Here is a 22,380-nt window from a genome sequence, read left to right on the forward strand (position 1 = left end):
TTGTGCGCGGAAGCCGGGCCGGACACGGGATGACACCGTGTCCGGCCCGGCTGTTGCATTACGGGCGCAGCAGGACCTTGATGGCCCGTCGTTCATCCATTGCTTTGTACGCATCGGCGGCCTCGTCTAGGGGCAGTTCCAGGTCGAAGACCTTCCCCGGATTGATGTCGCCCTTTAGGATGAGGTCGATCAATTCAGGGAGATACTCGCGGACGGGCGCCGGTCCGCCATGGAGGTGCACGTGGGAGAAGAACATTTCCAGACCGGGGAGTTCAACATCGTGAGCGACTCCGACGTAGCCGACGTGACCACCGCGGCGCGTTGCACGGATGGCCTGCATCATGGATTCCTGGGTGCCGACGGCCTCGATGACCGAGTGGGCACCCAGGCCGTTGGTGAGTTCCTTGATCTTCTCGACGCCGTCGTCGCCGCGTTCTTCGACGATGTCCGTGGCGCCGAATTCGCGGGCCAGGGCCTGCCGTGAGGCGTGGCGGGACATGGCGATGATGCGTTCGGCTCCCATCTGCTTAGCGGCGAGAATGGCGAGGAGTCCGACGGCGCCGTCGCCCACCACCGCGACGGTCTTCCCGGGGCCTACTTCCGCGGCCTTGGCGCCGAACCAACCGGTCCCCAGGACGTCAGAGGCGGCCAGCAGCGAGGCAACCTTGTCTTCGTCGGGAGTTTCCTGGGTTGCAACCAAGGTGCCGTCCGCCCAAGGAATACGCATGTACTCGGCCTGTGCACCTTGGACGCCTTCGCGGTGGATGCAGCCGGACTGATAACCGGACTGGCAGATCTCGCAGGTGTTGTCCGAAGCGAAGAAGGACCCCACTACGAACTGCCCAACCTGGATGTTCGTGACGTCCTCGCCGATCTCCTCAACGATACCGACGTATTCGTGGCCGATCGGAGTGGGTTCGTCGATGGTGTCGGCACCGCGGTACGGCCAAAGATCCGAGCCGCAAACACAGGCCGCCACGATCTTGATGATCGCGTCAGTGGATTTCTGAATCGCGGGCTTTTCGCGGTCTTCCACCCGCACGTCGCCGGGTGCGTGGATGACTGTAGCGCGCATAAGTAGGTCTCCATTTCCTTTAGTTCTGGTATTCCACTTACATGAAACCGGGTCTCGGAACGGTTAGCGAGGGTACTGTCTAAACGGGTTATGACAGAACCTCCCAGACGCAAATGTTTTCAACCTACGATTTCCACATGGAAAACCGAGCCGAAGTCCGCGAGTTCCTTGCGTCTCGCCGAGGACGCATTTCACCCGAGCGCGCCGGGCTCGAACCCAGCATCAACCGTCGTCGCGTCAGCGGACTTCGACGGGAGGAAGTGGCTCGGCTTGCCGGGGTCAGCATTGATTACTACACGCGGCTGGAAAGGGGTAACCTCGGCGGCGTTTCGGACAGTGTTCTGGATGCCATCGCGCAGGCCCTGCAGATGGATCAGGCAGAGCATGACCATCTGTACGATCTCGCCAGGACGGCAAATGCGGGTGGGCGAAAGCGCGCGGCCACCAAAACGGAAACCACGGTGAGCCCGGGGCTGCAATACATGCTTGACGCCATCACCGGCGCGCCGGCGTTCATTGGCAACAACCGTATGGACATAGTCGCGGCGAATGCACTGGGGTACGCGCTGTATGCGGACATGTACCGGAACCCCACCAGGCCGGCGAACCATTCCCGATTCATCTTCCTCGATCCACGGGCACACAACTTCTACCCTGATTGGGAACGTGCAGCGAACGTCAACGTAGCGATCCTGCGCCGTGAAAGTGGGCGGAATCCACACGACAAGGGCATCGCTGCGATTGTGGGGGAGCTGTCGATGCGAAGCGACGACTTCCGCGCACGCTGGGCCGCGCATAACGTCCGGCGCCACTACTCGGGAACAAAGCTCTTCAACCATCCCGTGGTCGGCCTCCTTGAGTTGAACTACCAAGCAATGGAACTTGAAGACAATCCAGGCCACACACTGACCGTGTACCCGGCTGTTCCAGGCAGCCCAACCGAGGAGGCCATCAAGCTTCTGGCATCCTGGGCCGCAACGGAGAACCTTGTGCAGGCCGCACTCCAGGGATCGTGAAAGCGGCGGGGGCTAATCTTCCTGCGAATCAGGATTGATTTGTTTGCTTTGGCCGCCGTCGGACCCAGCGACAATTGCAATTGCACCTGCCAAGATGGCGGCGTTGGCCCAGAAAATTCCAAGAACCCCGAGGGGAGCTGCCAAAGCTCCTACAGCCACAGGCAGTGAGATTTGTGCGAGGCGATTGACCGTCATCCGCAGTCCTAAGACTGCGCCGTGGTTGGCCGCGGCAGTCAGGGACACTACCCATGCCATGGTCAGGGGTTGCGGAATTCCAATGCCCAGGCCCATCCCGATCATGACGGCGAAGGCGGGCAACGGACCGACAAGAGGCAAAACTATGAGTGAGACTACTGCGGCCCCGATGGAAGCCATCAAAATGGCTTTGCGCCCGAAACGGTTGATGAGGCGCGTCAGACCGAGTCGGCTAATGACCGAAACTCCGGCGCGGAGGGCCAACAACAGTCCTACGACGGCGGCGCTCACCTGTTGCTCCGAGGCCCACACAGGAACGAATACGAACATCAGGTCCACGGTTACAAGAACCGCACCACTGACGACGAGCGACCGCCAGAGGCCAGGTGCTTTGAGGATGCCAGCTATGTTCGCCCTCGAAGCGACTTGGCCTCTGGCGGACCTCATCTGAGCGTCAGTACGACGAAGCAGGAAGTAGCAGGGGATAGCCAAGGCGTTGAAGCCGAGGCACGCAAGAAGCCCTAAGTTGGTGTCTGTCCGGCCACCTGAAGTGGTAGTCGCTATGAATGTGACGGCGGGTGGACCGATCATCTGGCCGACAGACCCGGCTGCGGTTAGTATTCCAAATGCGCTCTCCGGAGATTTCCCCTTGCTGATGTGGGCCACGAACGCTTGCTCACCGACCATCACCATGAGGTTGCCAAGTCCGATGATGGCGCTTGCAATGAGCAGGAGTGGCAGGCCCTCAGTCGCCAAGGCTGTAGTCGTTCCGGCTGCGGCGGTCAGGGATCCACAAAGAAAGACTCGCGAACCGCCCCATCTGTCAGCGATCCTGCCCGCAGTCAGAGCAAACAACAGTGCCGGCAGCGCGAAACTCGACGCGAGCAAACCCAGCTGAAGTGGTTCCGCCCCCTGCGTCAGCGCTCGGTATCCGATGATCAGGCGAATCCCACCCCAAGCAGCCTGTGTCACTATTGAGTGGTGGCTGAGGGCCGCACGCCAGGACGCGCTCACGCCGGGCTTTGGGTGATGTGCACCTTGGCGATCATTTCCTCCGGGAATACAAATACGCGAGGCTCCGCGCCATCCGCTGCTAGCCAGAACCCTGACTTGTCGTACATAACGGCTTCGACCATAACGGCTTCGACAATCCCTCGGCGGACACAGTCGGGTCTACGCACTTCAACCTGGTCTCCTTTTGAGGGTATTCGCACGATCATTTTTGGGTGTCCTCGTATAGGCCTGCTGACCTCGCACGCTGCGTGGCCAGCTCTATCACAAACTCCAGATTGGGTGTGGGGACTTCAACAAGCTCGGCGAGGTCTAGCGGGACACGGAACAAGCCGTCGATTTCCATGGACCGTCCGGCCAACAAGTCCTGTGCAATACTCTGCAAATGGCTTGACGTGGCTAGCTTCTTTAGCCCTTCTTCCGGATCTCCTGGATCGCACCCAAGAGCATGTGCGATGGCTACACCTTCGTCCGCCATCGACTTTGCAGTGCCGGCAATGGAGGCTTTGCTGAGTACGTCCTTCATCGGTGATGCGCTGAGGACAGCCAATGAACCGCCAATGAGGTTCATCACCAGTTTTGTCCAGATCGCGTCACGGATCTTCGAGGTGACTGTGACCTCCAAACCACTCGGGGTCAGAAGCGAAGCCAGTGCCTCCAGAGTGGCATCTGCTTTCCCGTCAGGACGGCCAATGATCAGCCGGTTGCGGGCGTTCTCTGCGTGGACCACCCCTGGCTCCGTGACGGTACAGGCGGTGTAGGCCACGGCGCCCACAACTTGCTGTGGCCCTATGAGGTCCCAGAGCGAGCCCAGAGGGTCAAGGCGTCGAAGCTTGATTCCGTCCAAGGGCCCGCCGTGTGATGAAAAATACCACCAGGGGATACCGTTCATCACAAACACGACCCGGCTGTCGTCGTGGAGCAGCGAAGCAATACTTTCCGCAATGGACGGCAGCGCGGGGGCCTTGACGGCGACGATGACGATGTCTTGTGCTGGCAAATCAGAGGGGCGGTCAGTGGCCGTGGGGTGGGAAAGAAGGGGTCCTTCCCGGGTTTCCACGCGGAGCCCGTGTTCCTTGATGGCCGCCAATTGCTTACCGCGCGCGATCAGCGAAACCTCAGTCTCGCCAGCTGCTGCCAGCCGTCCGGCGATGTGCCCGCCGACTGCGCCTGCACCGTATACGCAGATTCTCATCCGGTGTTCCTGTCCTTTGACTTAGGCGAATTGCTGGCGCTTCTGGGCTGCAGCAGATCCCAGAAATGTGATGTCGTTTCCTGTGGAAACGTACCCGCCGCCGAGTTCCAGGTATTGGCGAATGAGATCCGGCCAGCCACCCAGCCCGCCGATACCAATCGAAATGCCGTTGGCTTGGCATGCTTTGATGACCCGAAGGAAAGCATCGTGGATCTTAGGATGGTCCATTTGTCCTGCGATACCGAGTTCGACGCTGAGGTCATTTGCTCCGACGAGGACCATGTCCACACCATCTACCGCAGCGATGTCTTCAACTGCCTCAAGTCCCGCACGCGATTCGATCATCGGCACGACCATGGACGCCTCATCAAGTACGCGGACAACCTGCTCGGCCGGGTATGCCTTGTAGAGGAGCTGGGGCGCGGCGCCGGCAAGTGAACGTGAACCCAACGGCGCGTGTTTTACGGCACGGACCAAGGCGCGCGCTTGATCAGCGGACTCCACATCGGGAACGATGATGCCCATGGCCCCCGAGTCCATGACCCGCGCGATGAATGCGGGATCAAGGCCCGGCACCCGGACCAGTGGTGTCACGCCGAGGTGGTTGCACGCCATACAGATCTGCCCGGCGTCCTCCAGCGAAAAGCTGCTGTGCTCCATGTCAATGTAGACGGAGTCGAATCCCGCTGTGTAAGCGATGGATGCAATATCTACAGTCCGGACCAGGCGCACAGTCATCGAGTACACCGTTTCGCCCTTGGACAACTTGTCCTTAACGTGGTTCCGCAGTACGGGGGTTGCTACGTTGTTCATATTCTTTCGTCTCCTGTTCGACGTGGTGGCTTAGCCGAACAGAGCCGGCAGGGTCTTGGCTTCGTCCCCGAAGCCGTAGACCGACTTGATTTCCAGGTATTCTTCAAGTCCGATACGGCCCATCGAACGTCCGATGCCAGACTGTTTGTATCCGCCCATGGGGGTGTAGGAATCCGTTGCGGCGCCGTTGAAGCTGACACGGCCTGCGCGGAGACCGTTCACCACGCGCCGGGCAGAAGCCCGGTCACCACCGAAGACGTACCCACCGAGTCCGTAGGGGGAATCGTTGGCGATGCGAAGGGCGTCGTCTTCGTCGTTGTAGGGAATAACTGCCAAGACAGGTCCGAAGATCTCCTCCCGGGCGATTGTCATGTCGGGCGAGACATCCGTGAACACCGTGGGTTGGATGAAGTAGCCGTGGTCAAGCCCCTCCGGGCGATCAGTGCCGCCGGTAACCAACCGTGCTCCTTCGTCGATGCCGGATTGAATGAGATCCCGGATCGATTTGTACTGCGCTGCGCTGACCACGGGACCCATGGTCGTCGTGGCCTCCAGCGGGTCACCGAGCCTGAAAGTCCGTGCCTCATCAACGAGGAACGGGACAACTTGATCAATCTGGCTTTTGTGTACGAGCATCCGGGTTGGAGCGTGGCAAGACTGACCGGCGTTGAAGAACGAACGCTGAATGTTCCATCGGGCAGCCTTTTCAAGATCTGCGTCCGGGAGAACAATATTCGCAGACTTGCCACCCAGTTCCAGCGACACACGCTTAACGGTGTCCGCGGCGGCTTCTCCGACTTGCCTTCCGGCTGTGGTTGACCCGGTGAAGGAGATCATGTCAACGTCCGGGTGCCGGGAAAGGGCGTCACCGATTTCGCGGCCGGCACCGTTCACGAGGTTGAAAACTCCTGGGGGCACGTTGGCTTCGTCGAAAACCTTCGCCATCAAGGTACCGCTTGCTGCCGAGTTGAGGCTGGGTTTGGCCACGACCGTGCAACCTGCTGCCAGAGCATAGATGGTTTTGATGACTCCGGTCTGGATAGGCCAGTTCCACGGGGAGATCAGCGCGCAGACACCGATGGCTTCGCGGCGGACAACAGCGTTTCCGACACGGCTTTCGAAGGGGTAGTCACGCAGAACGTCGCGGGCGATCTTCATATGTTCAATGGGGCCGGTGACTTGTGCCCGGTTGCTGACCGGGATCCCGACCTCGCGGGCGATCAGTTCTGAGAACTCATCGATGTGGGACTCATAGGCCTCGATGATCCGGTCGATAATTGCGATGCGCTCTTCCACGGAAGTCCGGGAGTAGCTTTCAAAGGCCTTCTTGGCTGCCGCGACCGCCCGGTCGACGTCGGCGCGGTTTCCCAAGGTAACCCGAGCGAATGCCTCCTCGCGGGTAGGGTCGATGAGCTCCACGTCGCGCGGGTCGAGCGGATCAATCCATTGGCCATCGATGTACAGGTGTGGGTACTGCTTCATGAGCGGATTCTCCTGTGGCGGTGTAAGTCTTGGATTTAGCTGCTGTGGGTGTAGCCGCCATCGCAGGCGATCGTCTGGCCCGTGATGAAGGCAGCGGCAGGCGTGGCAAGGAAGAACATGATGCCGACGAGGTCCGTGGGAACCATGCCCCTCGGGATGCACTGCAAAGCCTGGGCGCGTTCACGGACCTCGACTGTGGGATTGACCGTGCGCTCGACTTCGGTTGCAACACTGCCTGGCCGGATGCAGTTGACTGTAATGCCGTGGCCGCCCAGTTCCCGGGCCAGGGAGTTCGTCATTCCGATCACGGCGGACTTCGATGTGACGTAGTGAAGGTAGTTCACGGTCCCTCGTGTCACGGCGTCAGACGAGATGTTGATGATACGGCCGAACCCTGCTTGGCGCATGTGCTCCGCGACCCCCCGGACACACAAGTACGTCCCGGTAATGTTCACTTTTAGGACATGGTCCCACTGCGCAAGCGGTATCTGGTCGAAGGGGACCTTGTCGAGAGTCGCGAAGATCGAGGCGTTATTGATGAGTACGTCGATCCGGCCCCAAGCCTGGATGACGGTGTCGACCATGGCGTTGACGGAGTGTTCGTCAGCAACGTTGACCTTGACGGCCAGGCCGACGCCGCCAGCGTCGTGGATTTCCTTGACGACGGTTTCGGCCTTATCAAAGTCCAGATCCGCAACGACCGAGATGGCACCGGCGGCCGCGAACTGACGTGCGAGTTCGCGGCCAATGCCTTGAGCGGCGCCCGTAACGATGACGACCCGCCCTTCAACACTGAAGTCCCGGGCAGACGCCGGCGCGCCGGAATCGAGTGGAGCGTGGGTCTGAGGTGTCGTCGTCATAGTCGATCCTTGAGGCTTTGTCGGGATGGGTGTTTAGGAATATAGGCAAGCCCAGACACGAGAGCCGCAGTCATCCGCGCCTCAGCCAATGGGCTTACTAAAGTCTAGCTTCTCGAATGAGAATATCCCGTCATATGGGATTCCGTCAATACTCCGATAATGGACGTGAACCGCCTAGCTGTACTGAGTCAGGACGTTGGTTACATCGTGAATAGGTGAAGACCTCTTAGGTTGGTGGTTACCACACACAGCCAACGACTAAGAGGTCTTCATGTCCCACCGTAATGCCCGCTTGACCCCGACCGGTAGGCGGATCCTTATCGAGCGCGTCCTCGCCGGCCGTCCCGTGGCCCATGTGGCCAAAGAAATGGGCATCTCAAGGACCTGCGCGCACCGCTGGATCAGCCGGTACCGCACCCATGGCTGGGCCGGCCTCGAGGACCGCAGCTCCCGCCCAAGGTCGTGCCCACACGCGACTTCTGCTGCGCTGGTTGCCGATGTCCTGACCCAGCGCGTGAAGCACCGCGAAGGGCCAGCGGGCCTGGCAGCCCGGTGCGGGACGAGCGCCCGGACGGTCTCCCGGATTCTGACCCGCGCGGGCATGCCCCGGCTGTGGGACCTGGACCCGGTGACCGGGGAACGGATCCGGGCATCCCGTGCCACGGACCGCCGGTACGAGCGCGACGCTCCCGGAGACATGATCCACATCGACGTCAAGAAACTAGGCCGGATTCCCGACGGCGGAGGCTGGCGGGCAGACCCGAACCAATCCGCCCGCAACCACTCAACAGGCCATACAAGGGTCGGTTTCGACTACGTCCACGTGGCCGTCGATGACCACACTCGTCTGGCCTACGCCGAGGTCCTGCCCGACGAGAAAGGCCCGACCTGCGCAGGGTTCCTCACCCGGGCCGCAGCGGCCATGGCAGCCAACGGCGCGCCAGTCAGACGGGTCATGACCGACAACGCCTTTGCCTACCGGTTATCGAAAGATTTCCAGGACGCACTCGCTGCACTGGGCGCCAAGCACGTCCTGATCAAACCCCGCCATCCCTGGCAGAACGGCAAAGCAGAACGCTTCAACCGCACCCTTCAAGAAGGCTGGGCCTACCGGCAACCATTCACTTCCAACCAGGCCCGGACAGACGCCCTGCAGCCATGGCTAGACTTCTACAACAACCACCGGCCGCACGGCAGCCTCGGAGGCAAACCACCCATCAGCAGGTGCAAACAACCTACTGACTGAGTACACCTAGCCGCCCGATGCGCGCCGTCCGGGGAAGTCGGCGAAGGTTGTCGGTTGTCGAAATTAGCCACATGAGCTGCCGCCTCCAGATGCCTTGGGGTGCGTCCTGACGCCGATGCGCCGATGCGCCGAAGGCTTAGGAGTTGTTTTGTTTGTCTGTGAGGCGGTCGGAGATGGTGGTGGCTGCTTTTTTGACGGCTTCGATGGCTTGGACGATGTTGATGTCGCGGATGTGTTCGTCCCAGGCGACGCCTACGCTGCCGATTGATGTTTTTTGGTCGGTGAGGATGGGGGCGGCGACGCCGTAGACTCCGGGGTTGAATTCGCCGCGGGTGAGCAGGTATCCGTCTTTTTTGATTTCCCCGAGTGCTTTGCGGAACTCGCTCCAGGTGGAGCCCAGGCCTGCTTTTTCGATTTCCTCGGTGTGGCGGGGGTAGATCGCTTTGAGGCGGTGGTGGGGGAGGTGGGCGAGGATGACCTTTGGGCCTGCTCCTTGGAGCATGGGGCGGCGTTGTCCGCGGCTGAAGCGGTTTGCGGGGCTGTTGGGGGCGCGGGATTCGCCGATGCACAGGACGGAGTCTCTGAAGGCGGTCAGCAGCAGTGCGGAGTGTCCGACGTTTTCGACGAGGTCTTCCAGGACGCCGTGGCTGGCTAGCAGCAGGGGGTCGGTCTGGCGGATCTGGAGGTCCATTTCGATGATGCGGGGCCCGAGGCTGTAGTAGCCGTTGCGGACTGTGGTGAGTAGTCCGGCGTCGTGCAGGGTTTTGATGTAGCGGTAGCCGGTGGACCGGGAGGTGTCGAGTGCCTCGATCAGCTCAGCCGTCGACCACACGGGACCGACGCGCTGAATAGCTCCAGGATGTGCATCATCCTGCCCAGACTGCCTAGGCCATCGTGAGCGTCTGCAGCCTCGATAAGTCCTTCAGGAGTTCTCTGCCTATCCATCACCGCACCTCGCAATTCCCGCGGCGGACCCTCAGTCCTCACGCGTTACAGTAGCGGCTATCATAGCTCGATCTCTTACAAAATCCTATATTTTGGGATATGACTCAAGAAGTGCCCGATCGGATGTCGACCTGGATGGGCTGTTGACTACGTAATTCATATATGGAACTCTCTTTTACATAAGAAAATGACTTGGGATGTTACCCCGGTCCTTAGCGGGTCCATCAATGAAGACGTGCTTGCTGGACCCATGGTGCGGTTCGACGTGCTCCGTGCGACGGCCCGCGGCCTCATCAATCAATCCGAGGCCACCCAGGTCTGACAGAGCTAGGCCAGGGAACGTTCCCTCAAGGAGATCGCCAAATGAAGACGAAATTGCCAGAGACATTTACGGCCGAGAGCGCCACGGGTGGTCGCCGGATTGGGCTCATCTCAAGCGAAGGGGTCACTGTTCCGCCAGCCGGTTTCGAGATGGAGATTCTCAACCCTGCTACGGGGGCCTTCATCGGCACTATCGTTGAAGCCGGCCCGGCGGAGATTGACGCCGTAGTCGCCGGCGCAAAACGGGTATACGAGCGGGTGTGGCGTCGGACCGCACCCGAGGTCCGCGCGAGGATGCTTACCGCTTGGGCAGACACTATTGCCGCCCACCGCGAAGAACTGGCTGACATTGAGGTTGCCGATGTGGGTCATCTCCGTCGCGAGGCTCTGGCGGACATCGACAACAGTGCACGGGTGCTGCGCTACTACGCAGGACTGGCCGACAAGCTGGAAGGACGTACGTTTGCCCAACTACCCGACCGGCTGTCCTACGGCATTGATGAGCCGTTCGGCGTCGTTGCCGGCGTTAGCCCCTACAACGGAAACGCGAACTTCGTGGCGCTGAAGGCAGGTCCCGCGCTTGTCGCCGGCAACTGCATCGTCATCAAAGCCCCGGAAGTAGCACCGCTTCTGAACTATCGGATGATCGAGTTGGCGCTTGAGGCGGGCCTTCCGGCTGGCGTGGTCAGCGTGGTGACCGGCCGAGGAGAAAAGGTCGGGCCTCTGCTGACCGAACACCCCGACATTGGGATGATCGCGTTCACAGGTGGTCCGGGCTCCGGGCGGGCAATCATCAAACAATCGGCGAGAAACATCGTTCCAACGTTCTTGGAATTGGGTGGCAAGAGCCCCGCGATTCTTCTTCCGGACGCGGACTTAGACATCGCGATTCCGTCGCTGCTGCATTCGAACTTCGCCAAGAGCGGCCAAAGCTGCGTGACCGGATCCCGGATCTTCGTCCCGGCTTCGATGTACTCCGAGGTCTCTGACCGGCTTGGGCGAAAGGCACAAACGGTGCGCGTTGGGTTGCCGACGAAGGAATCCTCACAGATGGGAACGCTTATCAACCGCCAGCATCGTTCCCGGGTCGACGCCTTGGTCAAAAGCGCTATTCAGGCCGGTGCGGTAGCCCTGTCCGGCGGCGGACCGGCAGAAGAAGGCGAACTGGAGAACGGCGCATTCTACCAGCCAACAGTCCTGGCAGAAGTTGCCGATGACAACCCAGCAGCGCGCAACGAAGCCTTTGGCCCGATGGCAAGCGTTCTGTCGTACGCCGACACCGACGAAGTCATCGCGCGGGCCAACGCCTCGGAATTCGGGCTTAGCGCCCAAATTTGGGGCAATGACGCACGCACCATCCAACACCTCTCCAAGGAACTCATCGCTGGAACGGTCTGGATCAACACGTACCGTTCGTTCCACCCCACGGTGCCATTCGGAGGAATGAAGCAGAGCGGTTTCGGCAAAGAAAACGGTTTCGACTCCGTCGCCATGTACACCCGCCGCAAAGCCGTGGTTTGGGACCTGAGCCCCGAACGCGACCTGCCGTACGCCGACTAACTGAAACGTTAGTGTTCCTCATCCATCCGGAGGTACGACCCAAACCGTGACGTCAATTGAGGATCGCCTACCACTGGACAGTCCGTAATTTGCATCGCCCGATTCGTTGGTAAGTGTGGGCAACGAATCGGGCGGCGCCTTACAGCTCCGCTCAACGAAGAGAAGGTTCATGCAGAATAAGACCTCAATGACCGACACCAGGCCAACAGTTCCTACTCCGGTCGCCGTGCGGCAGCCGAAAAGAACGAGTCCCGATACACGGAATTCATCACCAGTTCGACGCAGAATCGGCTCCCTTGCCTGGTCGTCCTTGCCACCCATGGTGTTTCTGGCGATCCTGGCTGGATGGGCGGGCGCAGTTCAACTGTTTAAAGTTCCCGCCTACCTTCTTCCCGGCCCTCTTGCAGTCTTCGAACGGCTCTTTACAGATGCCGGCAGTCTGTGGAATCATACCCAATCGACCCTGGTTGTCCTGATCATCGGACTGCTGCTCAGCATCCTGATCGGAATACCCTTGGGCTTGGTCATAGCCCTTTCGAGGACGGCAAAGCAGCTGCTTTACCCGCCGGTTATCGTTCTCCAGCTCGTGCCGAAGATTGCAGTGGCACCGCTGCTTCTGGTGTGGCTTGGTTTCAGCCTCGACACCAAGGTTGCCCTAGTCGTCCTAATCACCTTCTTCCCATTGCTGATGGCAAGTATTAGCGGCTTCAAGATTCTCGATGACAGACTTCTGTATCTGACGCGTTCGATGGGTGCCAGCAGTTGGCAGACGTTTTGGTCTCTCCGTTTCCCCGCAGCCCTTCCGGTGATTTTCTCAGGAATTAAGACATCGGCGACCATCGCAATTACCGGCGCCTTGGTCGCCGAGTTCCTCGGATCGAACAGCGGCCTCGGTTACGCGCTGCTACGGGCAAGCGGGGCCATGGACACGGAGTATATGTTTGCCATTCTGGTCATACTTACCGTCATCGGCGTGATCCTGAACTATCTCGTCGAGGCCGCTGAATGGCTGATGACACCGTGGCAGCGACGCTCAGCGTAGCCGCGTATTTCAGCTGCCTCCCTCCAGTGCGACAAACTTCACTTCAAAGGATTTAGTATGCAAAGACGTATTTCAGAACTGGTCGTAGCTGCCGCAACCGTTGCACTCGTGCTTTCAGGCTGCTCGGCTTCCTCAACGGATGCGGCCGGTAAGGAGAACACGGTCCGCTTTCAGATGCACTGGTCGTGGTCTGCTTCCACAGCGGGATTCGCTGTGGCCGAGACCGAAGGCATGTACAAGGAAGCCGGCATTGACACGAAGATCGAGCAGGGGACGGGCTCGGGAACCGCCGTCCAGCTCGTTGCCAATGGCCAATCTGACATTGGTGTCGCGGACGCGGTACCCATCAGCCAGCAGATTGAGAAAGGCGCCCCGCTTGTCATCGTCGCCACCGTGAACCAGGTGACCAACATCGCTATGCAAGTACTCGAGTCGTCGCGGATAAATTCAGTTCAGGATCTCAAGGGCAAGACGGTTGCTGTTCCGCAAGGCAGCGCCCATGCCTTCCTGTTCCCGGTGTTCCTACAAGCAAACGGCCTCTCGGAAAGCGATGTCACCATTTCCAACGTTCCATTCGCCTCCATGCCCGCAGCGCTGCTGCAGGGAAATGTCGACGCGATTGTCGGTGGACAGGACACGCATGTCTCGCTCTCCCAGCAGAACGCAAATTTCAAGGACTTCTTGTTTGCGGACTACGGCGTCTCGCCGGTGGCCCATTCCATCTTCACTACAGAAAGCTTCGCGGCGAAACACCCTGACGCCGTCAAGAAGTTCGTCGCTGCGAGCCTGAAGGGCTGGTCGGCCGCCCGAGACAACCCTGGAAGGGCCGTCGCGGCAGTGAAGAAACTGTTGCCTGACTCAGTCGACAACACTGTAAGCGCCGAACTCCAATTCCTCCTTCCTTTGCTCTGCGGTGCCGGCGCCGAGGTGATCGGCCGGGCGGAGACGGCACATTGGCAGCAAAGCAATGAGTTGCTGACGCGTGCAAAGCTCTTGCCTGCTCCTTTGGACACTGCGAAATCAGTCTCCTACGATTTCCTGCCACCGGCATCCGAATTGCACTCCTGCAAGTAAGCAGAGCCCGATGCTAAGGGTCCGTGCCCACACGGACCCAAGAAAGGATACCCATTGACTGACAGAAGTCGACAAGCCGAAGCGGCAGGCCTACCAATCTCGATCGACGACGTCGCTAAGACCTTTACGAGTCCATCGGGCAAGTCTTTCGAGGCCCTCAAGCCTGTGTCCATGGACATCAAGCCCGGGGAGTTCATCTCAATTGTTGGGCCCTCTGGTTGCGGCAAAAGTACCCTCATGCTCATGGTGGCCGGTCTCCTTGCCCGTACCGAGGGCAACATTATGGTCGGAGGTACAACCGTCAGCAAACCCTTCACCGATATAGGCATTGCTTTCCAGGATCACCTGCTGCTCGACTTTCGCAGCGCCATGGATAATGTCCTTATTCAGGCGGACATACGGGGCCTCGACAAGAAGGCCCTGCGGGCCCGCGCAACGGACCTTTTCAAGCAGCTTCACTTGGAGAAGGCCATGGACAAGTACCCACGCCAACTCTCGGGTGGCATGAGACAACGGGTTTCGCTGATTCGAACAATCGTCCACGAACCATCAGTACTCCTGCTCGATGAGCCCTTCGGCGCACTTGATGCGCTCACCCGGCTCCAGGTCAGGGCAGATCTTGAGGCACTCTGGTTGCGGAACAGGCCAACGGTTCTGTTCATTACCCACAGCGTCGAGGAAGCGGTCGGGCTCTCAGATCGCATCTTCGTCATGAGCCCGAGCCCGGGTGAAGTGGTAGACGAGATTAGGGTGGACCTGCCTCGGCCACGCCCACTTGCCTTGGCGGAGTCCCCGGATTTCGGTACGTATGTAGATCGAATTTACGGTCATTTCGAACGCATGGGTGTCCTCCACGGGATCGAAATTCCCAATCGCGTCAAGCAATAGCGACTCGGCACCGTGTTGCCCGGCTCCCGTGACCAACAACGGGCGCCGGGCCACTACGCAGACGTCTATCGACCATTCAGGGCCATCAAGCCAGACGGTTCACAGAAGTACAGCAGCCGTGAACGTGTCATCCATCCCCGGACAAGAATCCAAAGAGGCAACGGAATGAAAAACTCTTCAGAACAACCTTCGCAGCGGCTGATCGGGAGAAGAATTCTGGTCACCGGTGCGGCCTCCGGCATTGGACGGAGCACAGCCGCACTTTTCCTCCGCGAGGGGGCAACTGTCGGTCTCGTCGACCGTGACAAAGGCAAACTCCAGGCTGTCGTGGACGAAATTGGCGGTTGGTCATTCCCGGTGGACATCACGGACGATGAAGCAGTGGGCGGAACGATCGAAGAAGCTGCCGCCAGCTTTGGCGGCATCGACGGCGTGGTGAATGCTGCCGGGATCATGTTCCGCGGACTTGCGGCGGATGTCGCGGCCCAGGACTGGCGCCGGGTAATTGACGTCAATCTCACCGGCACATACAACGTCGTTCGCGGTTGTGTTCCTTGGTTGCTTCGTGAGCCGTCGGCGACGGTAGTCACCATCGCTTCGGCGGCAGGCCTGCTGCCCAACTCTCCTGGTTATACCGCCTACGCGGCGTCCAAGGGTGGGGTCATAGCCCTCACGAAGGCGTTCGCCGCGGAACTGGCTCCCAAAGTCCGCGTCAACACGATTTGTCCGGGCATGGTGGACACGGCCATGGCCGACGGTCACAGAGGCAACGTCGGAAACTACGCGCTCAACCGTCTGGCAGACCCACTGGAAATAGCTCATTCGATTCTATTTTTGACGAGTCAGGAATCTTCGTACGTAACTGGAGCCACCTTGGCAACAGATGGGGGGCGGACCTTTCATTAGGTCCAGTCCCGGGCTGTCGAGGACTCAAAAGGAAGGGAAAGATCAAATGAAGCAACGCAAAATCGGACACTTCAGCGTCAGTGCCATCGGGCTCGGGGCCATGCCAATGTCGATTGAGGGACGACCAGAGAGGCAACGGTCCATCGCCACAGTCCATGCTGCCATCGAGGTGGGAGTAAGCCTGATTGACACGGCCGACGCGTATCATCTGGCGGGACGGGATGAAGTTGGGCATAGTGAAGCGCTCATTGGGGAAGCACTGCGTACGTACCCTGGCGATACATCTCATGTGATCGTCGCGACCAAGGGAGGCCACCTGCGACCGGCTGAGGGCCCCTGGGCCCTAAACGGTGACCCTGCGTACCTCAAAGAGGCAGCCAAGGCCTCAGCGTGGCGGCTCGGCGTCGATTCAATCGATCTGTATCAATATCACCGACCGGATCCCGGAGTACCTTATGCAGAGTCGATCGGCGCCTTAGCTGAACTCCTGGACGAGGGGGTGATACGGATGGCGGGCATATCGAATGTGAACGTCCACCAGATCAAAGAAGCAAACATGGTGTTGACCGGAAGACTCGCATCCGTCCAGAATCAGTTTTCGCCAAGATTTCGTTCCAGCGAAGAGGAATTGAGACTTTGCGCGGAACTCGGCGTTGCCTTTATGCCGTGGAGTCCACTGGGAGGCATTTCGTCCGCTCCGAAGTTAGGTTGGCTGCACGGCGGGTTTGGTGCTGTGGGGCAGCGCCTCGGTGTATCGCCGCAGGTAGTGGCTTTGGCGTGGGAGATGGCGAAGTCAGAGGTCGTGATTCCCTTGCCGGGAGCTTCACGGCCCGAGTCTATCTTTGACTCAGCTACGGCGGCTGAGCTTGAGCTCAGCCAGGACGATATACAGCTGCTTGACTCAGGTGAGGCACGTGCAGCTTAGGTGATCAACCCGGCAGGGCAGCCCTCCGCACGGAGGGCTGCCCTGCATTTTCAGGATGCGTAGGGATCGTTGATTCCGATGTACTGCGTATACAGGTATTCCTCTATGCCTTCAAGGCCTCCTTCACGACCCAGCCCGGATTGCTTGACCCCACCAAATGGTGCCGCTGCGTTGGACACGACGCCGGCATTCAGCCCGAGCATGCCTGTCTCCAGGCGCTCACCCATCCTCAGCCCGCGGTTCAGATCTTTCGTGAAGACGTAGGCGACCAGCCCATACTCGGTGTCATTGGCCAGTCGGACGGCTTCGTCTTCGCTGCCAAAGGTAACGATAGGTGCAACAGGACCAAAGATCTCCTCTGTCAAAATCCGTGCGCCATCGCGGACTCCGGTGAGGATAGTGGGCTGGTAGAAATAGCCCGGGCCGTCAATGGCAGCGCCGCCCAAGACGGGAGTCGCGCCGGAAGCGACCGCGTCGGATACAAGGTCGTGGACTTTGTCCCTGCTCTTGGCGTCGATCAGCGGGCCCACCTTGGACGATTCTTCGGTTCCACGCCCCGTGGTCATCGTGGACATCCTCGCAGCAAACTTCTTAGCGAATTCGTTGACCACGGATTCGTGCACGATGAATCGATTGGCGGCCGTGCAAGCCTCGCCCATGTTTCGAAGTTTAGCCAGGAGCGCCCCTTCGACGGCGGCATCTACGTCAGCGTCCTCGAAGACGAGGAATGGAGCGTTCCCGCCGAGCTCCATTGAGGTGCGCAGCACCGTTCCTGCGGCATCGGCCAGGAGACGCCTCCCCACCTCAGTGGAGCCAGTGAAGGACAGCTTACGCAGACGTGGGTCCCGGATCAGGGGGCCGGTCGTCGCACCGGCGCTGGTGGACGGAATGACATTCAGTACACCTCCCGGCAGTCCGGCTTCTTGCATGGTTGCCGCGAAGAGCATTGAGGTCAATGGCGTCAGCCTGGCCGGCTTCAACACCATCGTGCAGCCTGCCGCGATTGCGGGGCCGATCTTGCGGGTAGCCATGGCCAGTGGAAAGTTCCAAGGGGTGATCAACAGGCACGGACCCACCGGCTTCTTCTGCACCAGAAGTCGACTCTTGCCTTCGGGGGACACCGAATAGCGGCCAAAAGTCCTCACTGCTTCTTCAGAGAACCAGCGGAGAAATTCGGCGGCGTAAGCTACCTCGCCGCGTGCCTCCGCCAGTGGCTTGCCCATTTCCATGGTCATGAGCAGAGCGAAATCATCAGTCCGTTTATCCACCAGCTCAAACGCGCGGCGCAGGATTTCACCACGTTCCCTGGCCGGCACGGCAGCCCAGTCCTGCTGAGCGGCCGAGGCGGCGTCCAGGGCGGCCATGGCGTCTTCAGGGGAGGCATCGGCGATGCTCATCAGGACCTTGCCGGTGGCTGGGTCCTCCACGTCGAAGGTATTGCCGGTGAGAGCAGGGCGCCAGTGCCCGTTGATCAGGACACCAGAGGGCACGGAATCCAAGAGGGCGAGTTCGACAAGTGTCTGAGCGGACATGGGTTCTCTCTTTCTGCGCTGTGAAGTCGAGCGGGCCATGTCATAGGTTATGGGCCCGGCGATTTGGAGTTGTGGCGAGGTCAGGGCCTAGTAGGCCTTGACGCCTTGTTCAACGACAAGGTGGATCAAAGCGAAAGTTCCTTGCTCGTCGATGGCTGTTATTGCGGCTTCCAGGGCGGCCGGGACGTCGCTGTCGTTCTCAACTTTCACTCCGAATCCACCGAAAGCGCGTGCCATCATCGCAAAGTCCGGATTCTTCAGCTGAGTTCCGGAAACCCGGGAAGGGTAATGGCGCTCCTGGTGAGTGCGAATTGTTCCGTACTCCTGGTTGTCCATCACGACCACGAGTGGAGTGGCGCCGTACTGAACCGCTGTGGCCAGTTCCTGGCCATTCATGAGGAACTCTCCATCGCCTGCGATGGTCACGATCCTGCGACCCGGATAGGCCAGTGAGGCCGCAATCGCTGACGGGATGGAATATCCCATGGAGCCGTTCCTGGCGCTGATCATGGAAGCATATTTCTGGGTCGGGAAGTACCTGTGGGCCCAGTTGGTGTGCTCGCCGGCTCCAAGGGTCACCATTGCATCGTCAGGAAGAGTCGGAACAAGGTTTGCAATCAAAGTGTCCATCCGGGCCCGACCTTTGGAAGGAACGGTTGAGGGCAAGGCGGCGAAGGTGTCCTGCTCCTGCCGCATCTGGGCCGTCCATTTCCTCCATTCGTCTTTGACCGGCAAGTCCAGTCTGACGAGGTCCCGGATGAATACATCCGGTTTTGCCACAATCTGGTAGGAGACAGGGCCTGAGCGGCCCCGCAAGGAGGGATCGATAGTTACCAGGAAATTCTTCTTGTTCCAATCCTGGCGGCAAAGGAAGCCGTCAGTGATGACGTCGCCTGGCACAGTTCCGACGAAAACAAGCAGGTCGGTCTCTTCGAGCAAGTCATAGGTGGGGCGGGGGCGGCCGTAACCGATCGGCCCGACGTAGGAAGGGGAGCTGAACGGGACCGTTCCTTCCGTCCGCCATTCGGCTGCTGCCGGGATGTGGTGCTTCTCCAGCCAGCCGGTCAATTGGGTTGCGCCCTCTTGCGTCCAGTCATTGCCGCCAGTGACGAACAGGGGTTTGTCTGAGGCGGCCAAGGCTTCGGCCAGAGCCTGTGAATCTGCAATTGTCATACCGCCAGCGGCGACTGGGATTGGCGGATGCAGGGTGGACGGTACTTGCTGGCGGATGACGTCTTCGGGGAGGCCGATGACGACGGGACCGGGGCGGCCGCTCATGGCAGCGAAGAATGCCTCGGCTACAATCTCGGACGCGCGCTCCGCGTGGTCAAGAATCATCACCCGTTTGGCTCCCGTATCGAACCATGCTTTGACGTCGAACTCCTGGAATGCTTCACGGTCTCTGTGGGCGAACGGAATCAGACCTACGAACAACACCATGGGAGTCGAGTCCTGCCAGGCCGTATGTAGGCCGACATGAGCGTTAGCGGCCCCTGGCCCGCGGGTTACCATGGCAACGCCAGGCAGTTGGTGCATCTTTCCATCCGCTTCGGCCATGTACGACGCTCCGCCCTCATGTCGGCACACGACCGTTTCTATGTCGGCATCGTGCAGGCCGTCCAGGACATCGAGGAAGCTTTCCCCCGGGACAATGTGTACGCGCTTCACTCCGTGTGCGGCCAGGGAGTCCACGATGACGTGGCCGGCCGACCTTGACTCAACATGGGGCTCCGGGGTCGTGGGGCCAACAGGTGCAGGCTCGTGCCGAGGACTCGTGAGTACGGGCCGACCGGGTTCATTCGCGGTGTTCAGCTGAGTTGTCATCGATTCTTATCTCATCAGGCGCAGACAGGTCTGCTGCGGGTGGGTTTCGTTGGCCGAATAGCGGTGCAGCAAGAGGAGGTCCAGGCCTCACGCTCTTAACCGGGCTTGTGGTAGGTACGTATGTGACCTAGCAGATCGTGCTTGCGAGCCGCTCTGCCCTGGAGCATGGCAATTCCAGTCGAAGTCCTCCTTCGACGACTGCGTGCACGCCTGCCTGAGAGAGTGCCAAGGCTGTGCTCAGGGTAACGGCTGCGCTTCGAGGGCCATCCGCTGCCAGGGCAATAACGCTGCAGCGCTGGCCCATGTTTCGTATCTTGACCGAGATGGGGCGCAGTTCAGAGTCGCGCAAGGCCTTGGCCCCTTCGGGATCGGGCAGGGAATCCAGCGGGTAGTCGATGTCATCGCCAGCGAAGGTTCGGAGGTGCAAGACCGTGCTCGCGGCGCCGACAGAGGCACCGACGACCACAGCCGATCCCACGAACTGCTGGGTAACCCCTGGGCAATCACACGTTTCTTTCATGATCTTCTCCTGGCAGCCGGTAACGGGGAGTCACTAGTCAACTTGAAGCGGTTCCTTTGGTTGGGAGACCGGGTGCTGGGCCCTTGAAACTCCTCACAAACGCGCACTCTATTGACATTATCCCACATAGCGGGATATTGTCTATCTTAGACTTTGGCATTCAGCTTCTTGTGAATCGGAAGTCAAGACACACATCAGCCCAGCGCCCTAAACACTCGAAGGGCCTGATAAACAACCCAGAAGGAAGTACCAGCGTGTCAAAGAAGATCGCGATTCTGCACACGAGCTTCGTATTTGTTTCCGTCGAACCTGTGATTAACGACCTGATCGCTGAATTGATCCCCGATGCTGAGGTCATGCATTTCGTGGATTCTGATGTGCTCGCAACCGTTGTCCGCGAGCAAGGTATTTCCCAGAAGAGCGAAGAACGGATGACGCATCTGGCCCAGGCTGCTGAAGCCGCGGGCGCCGATATCATCTTCTCCGCCTGCTCCTCCCTCGGGCCAGCGCTTGACGTAGCCGCTCGCAATGTAAAGACGCCGGTCGTGAAGATCGATGAAGCTATGGCGCTCCGCGCAGCCCGTGATGGCAACCGTATCGGCGTGCTGGCCACAGTCCCAACAACGCTTGGACCGACGTCGGATCTGATCCAGGCGAAGGCTGACGAGCTTGGACGGACGATCTCCATCGAGCAGCGCCTGTGTGAGGGTGCCTTCGCGGTTCTCATGTCCGGAGATCGGGAAAAGCATGATGCGATGATCGTGGAGCAGGCTACAGACCTCGCCGCGAACGTGGACCTTATTGTCCTGGCACAGGCATCGATGAACCGTCTTGCCGGCGTTCTCCAAGAGAGGACGAACCTCACTGTCCTGTCCAGCCCTCGTATTGGTGTGGACTACCTGGCCCACCGAGTAGCTGAACTCCCTGCCTGACGGGACTCAGGCCACAGGCCAAGACCGTGAGCGGGCCAGGCCGTGCGGTGTTAGCCCAAGTAAAAATGATGCCCGGCGCAGTGTTATCACTGGCGCCGGGCATCTTTGTTTAACGGGCGCTGAGGACCGCACTTCCTTTCCTCGCTGCCAATGTAGCCAAGGCTGATGCTGCAAATTCCTGTGCTGCCTCGCTCCAAAGGCCGAGTAGGCCCTGAATATTCTCACCATCCTTGCGATGCTCGGGCAGCTTTTGTTCGAGGACGGTGAGGATGCCCGTCCGCAACTCGGTGTTGAAGTTGACCTTTCCGACGTTCAAGGTCGATGCTTTGGCCAACTCCGTCTGTGGAATGCCGGATGCTCCGTGCAAAACCAGCGGCACGCTCGTCCTCCTCGAAACGTCCTCCAATACATCCCAACGAATCTGAGGCTCACCTTTGTACTTGCCGTGAACGTTCCCTATCGCCACAGCCAACAGTTGAGCTCCCGTGCGGGTCACGAAATCGCTCACCTGGGAAGGGTCGGTCATGCCCGCAACTTCGACTCCAGCCTGGTCTGCGCCGAAAGCACGGTCTTCGTCTCCGGCCAGGCCGCCCAGCTCGGCCTCAAGGACCACATCGGGGCCAAGCAAATCCCGTGCCGCCAAGACGAGCCCAACGTTTTCTCCGTACGGCAACGCCGAGCCATCGGCAAGGACGGAGTCCGCCCCTGCAGCAACGGAATCCGTCATGACCCGGAGATCCGTTGCGTGGTCGAGCTGCACGGCAACAGGAACTGTGGCGGAGTCGGCGAGAACCCGAAGGGCAGAAATCAGTCGGAGGCCATGTGGCGTCGCTGCCGTCTTCGGCGCCACCATCAGAATGACTTCACTGCCCACTTCCTCAGCTGCCGTAACAACTGCCGTCGCCGTGGTGAAGTCGTAGCATGTGAACGCCGGGACAGAAGAGCCGCGAGCCAAAGCGTCAGCAACAAGTTCATCGAGTCGACTGCGCATCAGAAACCCTTAGCTTCCGCGCGCGGA

General features: G+C 59.8%; 22 protein-coding genes. 10 read left to right on the forward strand and 12 right to left on the reverse strand.

Going from position 1 to position 22,380, the window contains the following annotated elements; genetic code table 11:
• Positions 1 to 58: 58 nt before the first annotated feature.
• On the reverse strand, positions 59 to 1,075 hold the full coding sequence (locus ACZ5G6_RS10035) for a zinc-dependent alcohol dehydrogenase family protein (protein ID WP_498691155.1): 1,017 nt from the start codon (positions 1,073 to 1,075) through the stop codon (positions 59 to 61).
• A 137-nt stretch (positions 1,076 to 1,212) separates the two neighbouring features.
• Here ACZ5G6_RS10035 and ACZ5G6_RS10040 point away from each other — a divergent pair, with 137 nt between their 5' ends.
• Positions 1,213 to 2,091 (forward strand): helix-turn-helix transcriptional regulator, encoded by an 879-nt coding sequence (locus ACZ5G6_RS10040; protein ID WP_498691156.1) that lies wholly within the window; start codon positions 1,213 to 1,215, stop codon positions 2,089 to 2,091.
• A 12-nt stretch (positions 2,092 to 2,103) separates the two neighbouring features.
• On the opposite strand, the gene ACZ5G6_RS10045 is transcribed toward ACZ5G6_RS10040, so the two are convergent.
• The 6 genes from ACZ5G6_RS10045 to ACZ5G6_RS10070 are packed head-to-tail and all read right to left on the reverse strand — an operon-like array spanning position 2,104 to position 7,647.
• Positions 2,104 to 3,258 carry an MFS transporter gene (locus ACZ5G6_RS10045; protein WP_498691158.1) on the reverse strand — a complete coding sequence of 385 codons (1,155 nt, stop codon included), beginning with the start codon at positions 3,256 to 3,258 and terminating at the stop codon, positions 2,104 to 2,106.
• A 38-nt stretch (positions 3,259 to 3,296) separates the two neighbouring features.
• Entirely contained in the window at positions 3,297 to 3,467 is a 171-nt protein-coding gene (locus ACZ5G6_RS10050; RefSeq protein ID WP_498691160.1) for a hypothetical protein, read from the reverse strand.
• Positions 3,468 to 3,502: 35 nt separating this feature from the next.
• Positions 3,503 to 4,492: a ketopantoate reductase family protein gene (locus tag ACZ5G6_RS10055; RefSeq protein WP_498691161.1), complete on the reverse strand. Its 990-nt coding sequence runs from the start codon at positions 4,490 to 4,492 to the stop codon at positions 3,503 to 3,505.
• A gap of 21 nt (positions 4,493 to 4,513) precedes the next feature.
• Entirely contained in the window at positions 4,514 to 5,305 is a 792-nt protein-coding gene (locus ACZ5G6_RS10060) for an HpcH/HpaI aldolase family protein (protein WP_498691162.1), read from the reverse strand.
• A gap of 30 nt (positions 5,306 to 5,335) precedes the next feature.
• Complete coding sequence (locus tag ACZ5G6_RS10065; RefSeq protein WP_498691164.1) at positions 5,336 to 6,787, reverse strand: aldehyde dehydrogenase family protein; 1,452 nt, start codon at positions 6,785 to 6,787, stop codon at positions 5,336 to 5,338.
• Between the two features lie 35 nt (positions 6,788 to 6,822).
• The gene (locus ACZ5G6_RS10070) at positions 6,823 to 7,647 is read right to left on the reverse strand and encodes an SDR family NAD(P)-dependent oxidoreductase (RefSeq protein ID WP_498691165.1); all 825 of its coding nucleotides are present in this window, start codon (positions 7,645 to 7,647) and stop codon (positions 6,823 to 6,825) included.
• Positions 7,648 to 7,918: 271 nt separating this feature from the next.
• Here ACZ5G6_RS10070 and ACZ5G6_RS10075 point away from each other — a divergent pair, with 271 nt between their 5' ends.
• Entirely contained in the window at positions 7,919 to 8,893 is a 975-nt protein-coding gene (locus ACZ5G6_RS10075) for an IS481 family transposase (protein WP_223936064.1), read from the forward strand.
• 136 nt (positions 8,894 to 9,029) lie between these two features.
• Here the strand turns inward: ACZ5G6_RS10075 and ACZ5G6_RS10080 are convergent, their stop codons facing one another.
• On the reverse strand, positions 9,030 to 9,725 hold the full coding sequence (locus ACZ5G6_RS10080) for an IclR family transcriptional regulator (protein ID WP_498691166.1): 696 nt from the start codon (positions 9,723 to 9,725) through the stop codon (positions 9,030 to 9,032).
• Between the two features lie 300 nt (positions 9,726 to 10,025).
• Here ACZ5G6_RS10080 and ACZ5G6_RS10085 point away from each other — a divergent pair, with 300 nt between their 5' ends.
• From ACZ5G6_RS10085 to ACZ5G6_RS10115, 7 genes are all read left to right on the forward strand, one after another.
• Entirely contained in the window at positions 10,026 to 10,160 is a 135-nt protein-coding gene (locus ACZ5G6_RS10085) for a hypothetical protein (protein WP_498691167.1), read from the forward strand.
• Between the two features lie 41 nt (positions 10,161 to 10,201).
• Complete coding sequence (locus ACZ5G6_RS10090) at positions 10,202 to 11,719, forward strand: aldehyde dehydrogenase family protein (protein ID WP_498691169.1); 1,518 nt, start codon at positions 10,202 to 10,204, stop codon at positions 11,717 to 11,719.
• A 187-nt stretch (positions 11,720 to 11,906) separates the two neighbouring features.
• A complete protein-coding gene (locus ACZ5G6_RS10095; RefSeq protein WP_498691172.1) occupies positions 11,907 to 12,761 on the forward strand; it encodes an ABC transporter permease in 855 nt (284 codons plus the stop codon).
• Between the two features lie 57 nt (positions 12,762 to 12,818).
• Positions 12,819 to 13,835: an ABC transporter substrate-binding protein gene (locus ACZ5G6_RS10100; protein ID WP_498691174.1), complete on the forward strand. Its 1,017-nt coding sequence runs from the start codon at positions 12,819 to 12,821 to the stop codon at positions 13,833 to 13,835.
• Positions 13,836 to 13,889: 54 nt separating this feature from the next.
• A complete protein-coding gene (locus ACZ5G6_RS10105; protein WP_498691175.1) occupies positions 13,890 to 14,723 on the forward strand; it encodes an ABC transporter ATP-binding protein in 834 nt (277 codons plus the stop codon).
• Between the two features lie 165 nt (positions 14,724 to 14,888).
• Positions 14,889 to 15,629, forward strand: a complete 741-nt coding sequence (locus ACZ5G6_RS10110) for an SDR family NAD(P)-dependent oxidoreductase (RefSeq protein WP_498691178.1) — start codon at positions 14,889 to 14,891, stop codon at positions 15,627 to 15,629.
• 46 nt (positions 15,630 to 15,675) lie between these two features.
• On the forward strand, positions 15,676 to 16,554 hold the full coding sequence (locus ACZ5G6_RS10115; protein ID WP_498691180.1) for an aldo/keto reductase: 879 nt from the start codon (positions 15,676 to 15,678) through the stop codon (positions 16,552 to 16,554).
• A 50-nt stretch (positions 16,555 to 16,604) separates the two neighbouring features.
• Here ACZ5G6_RS10115 and ACZ5G6_RS10120 read toward each other — a convergent pair whose 3' ends face one another.
• From ACZ5G6_RS10120 to ACZ5G6_RS10130, 3 genes are all read right to left on the reverse strand, one after another.
• The gene (locus ACZ5G6_RS10120; protein WP_498691182.1) at positions 16,605 to 18,086 is read right to left on the reverse strand and encodes an NAD-dependent succinate-semialdehyde dehydrogenase; all 1,482 of its coding nucleotides are present in this window, start codon (positions 18,084 to 18,086) and stop codon (positions 16,605 to 16,607) included.
• 87 nt (positions 18,087 to 18,173) lie between these two features.
• Positions 18,174 to 19,910 (reverse strand): thiamine pyrophosphate-dependent enzyme, encoded by a 1,737-nt coding sequence (locus ACZ5G6_RS10125; protein WP_498691183.1) that lies wholly within the window; start codon positions 19,908 to 19,910, stop codon positions 18,174 to 18,176.
• A 127-nt stretch (positions 19,911 to 20,037) separates the two neighbouring features.
• Complete coding sequence (locus ACZ5G6_RS10130) at positions 20,038 to 20,430, reverse strand: hypothetical protein (RefSeq protein WP_498691184.1); 393 nt, start codon at positions 20,428 to 20,430, stop codon at positions 20,038 to 20,040.
• Positions 20,431 to 20,684: 254 nt separating this feature from the next.
• Here ACZ5G6_RS10130 and ACZ5G6_RS10135 point away from each other — a divergent pair, with 254 nt between their 5' ends.
• The gene (locus tag ACZ5G6_RS10135) at positions 20,685 to 21,362 is read left to right on the forward strand and encodes an aspartate/glutamate racemase family protein (RefSeq protein WP_498691186.1); all 678 of its coding nucleotides are present in this window, start codon (positions 20,685 to 20,687) and stop codon (positions 21,360 to 21,362) included.
• Between the two features lie 109 nt (positions 21,363 to 21,471).
• Here the strand turns inward: ACZ5G6_RS10135 and ACZ5G6_RS10140 are convergent, their stop codons facing one another.
• Positions 21,472 to 22,353 carry a class II fructose-bisphosphate aldolase gene (locus tag ACZ5G6_RS10140; RefSeq protein ID WP_498691188.1) on the reverse strand — a complete coding sequence of 294 codons (882 nt, stop codon included), beginning with the start codon at positions 22,351 to 22,353 and terminating at the stop codon, positions 21,472 to 21,474.
• Between the last annotated feature and the right edge of the window lie 27 nt (positions 22,354 to 22,380).

The organism is Arthrobacter sp. TmtSoilC51 (genome assembly GCF_055388015.1).

Bases quoted from the DNA above. Each gene is read 5' to 3' on its own strand.
- ACZ5G6_RS10120 (WP_498691182.1), bottom strand. From the start codon at position 18,086: ATGTCCGCTCAGACACTTGTCGAACTCGCCCTCTTGGATTCCGTGCCC.
- ACZ5G6_RS10125 (WP_498691183.1), bottom strand. From the start codon at position 19,910: ATGACAACTCAGCTGAACACCGCGAATGAACCCGGTCGGCCCGTACTC.
- ACZ5G6_RS10100 (WP_498691174.1), top strand. From the start codon at position 12,819: ATGCAAAGACGTATTTCAGAACTGGTCGTAGCTGCCGCAACCGTTGCA.
- ACZ5G6_RS10140 (WP_498691188.1), bottom strand. From the start codon at position 22,353: ATGCGCAGTCGACTCGATGAACTTGTTGCTGACGCTTTGGCTCGCGGC.
- ACZ5G6_RS10075 (WP_223936064.1), top strand. From the start codon at position 7,919: ATGTCCCACCGTAATGCCCGCTTGACCCCGACCGGTAGGCGGATCCTT.
- ACZ5G6_RS10070 (WP_498691165.1), bottom strand. From the start codon at position 7,647: ATGACGACGACACCTCAGACCCACGCTCCACTCGATTCCGGCGCGCCG.
- ACZ5G6_RS10110 (WP_498691178.1), top strand. From the start codon at position 14,889: ATGAAAAACTCTTCAGAACAACCTTCGCAGCGGCTGATCGGGAGAAGA.
- ACZ5G6_RS10065 (WP_498691164.1), bottom strand. From the start codon at position 6,787: ATGAAGCAGTACCCACACCTGTACATCGATGGCCAATGGATTGATCCG.
- ACZ5G6_RS10090 (WP_498691169.1), top strand. From the start codon at position 10,202: ATGAAGACGAAATTGCCAGAGACATTTACGGCCGAGAGCGCCACGGGT.
- ACZ5G6_RS10035 (WP_498691155.1), bottom strand. From the start codon at position 1,075: ATGCGCGCTACAGTCATCCACGCACCCGGCGACGTGCGGGTGGAAGAC.
- ACZ5G6_RS10085 (WP_498691167.1), top strand. From the start codon at position 10,026: ATGACTTGGGATGTTACCCCGGTCCTTAGCGGGTCCATCAATGAAGAC.
- ACZ5G6_RS10040 (WP_498691156.1), top strand. From the start codon at position 1,213: ATGGAAAACCGAGCCGAAGTCCGCGAGTTCCTTGCGTCTCGCCGAGGA.
- ACZ5G6_RS10115 (WP_498691180.1), top strand. From the start codon at position 15,676: ATGAAGCAACGCAAAATCGGACACTTCAGCGTCAGTGCCATCGGGCTC.
- ACZ5G6_RS10060 (WP_498691162.1), bottom strand. From the start codon at position 5,305: ATGAACAACGTAGCAACCCCCGTACTGCGGAACCACGTTAAGGACAAG.
- ACZ5G6_RS10130 (WP_498691184.1), bottom strand. From the start codon at position 20,430: ATGAAAGAAACGTGTGATTGCCCAGGGGTTACCCAGCAGTTCGTGGGA.
- ACZ5G6_RS10055 (WP_498691161.1), bottom strand. From the start codon at position 4,492: ATGAGAATCTGCGTATACGGTGCAGGCGCAGTCGGCGGGCACATCGCC.
- ACZ5G6_RS10095 (WP_498691172.1), top strand. From the start codon at position 11,907: ATGACCGACACCAGGCCAACAGTTCCTACTCCGGTCGCCGTGCGGCAG.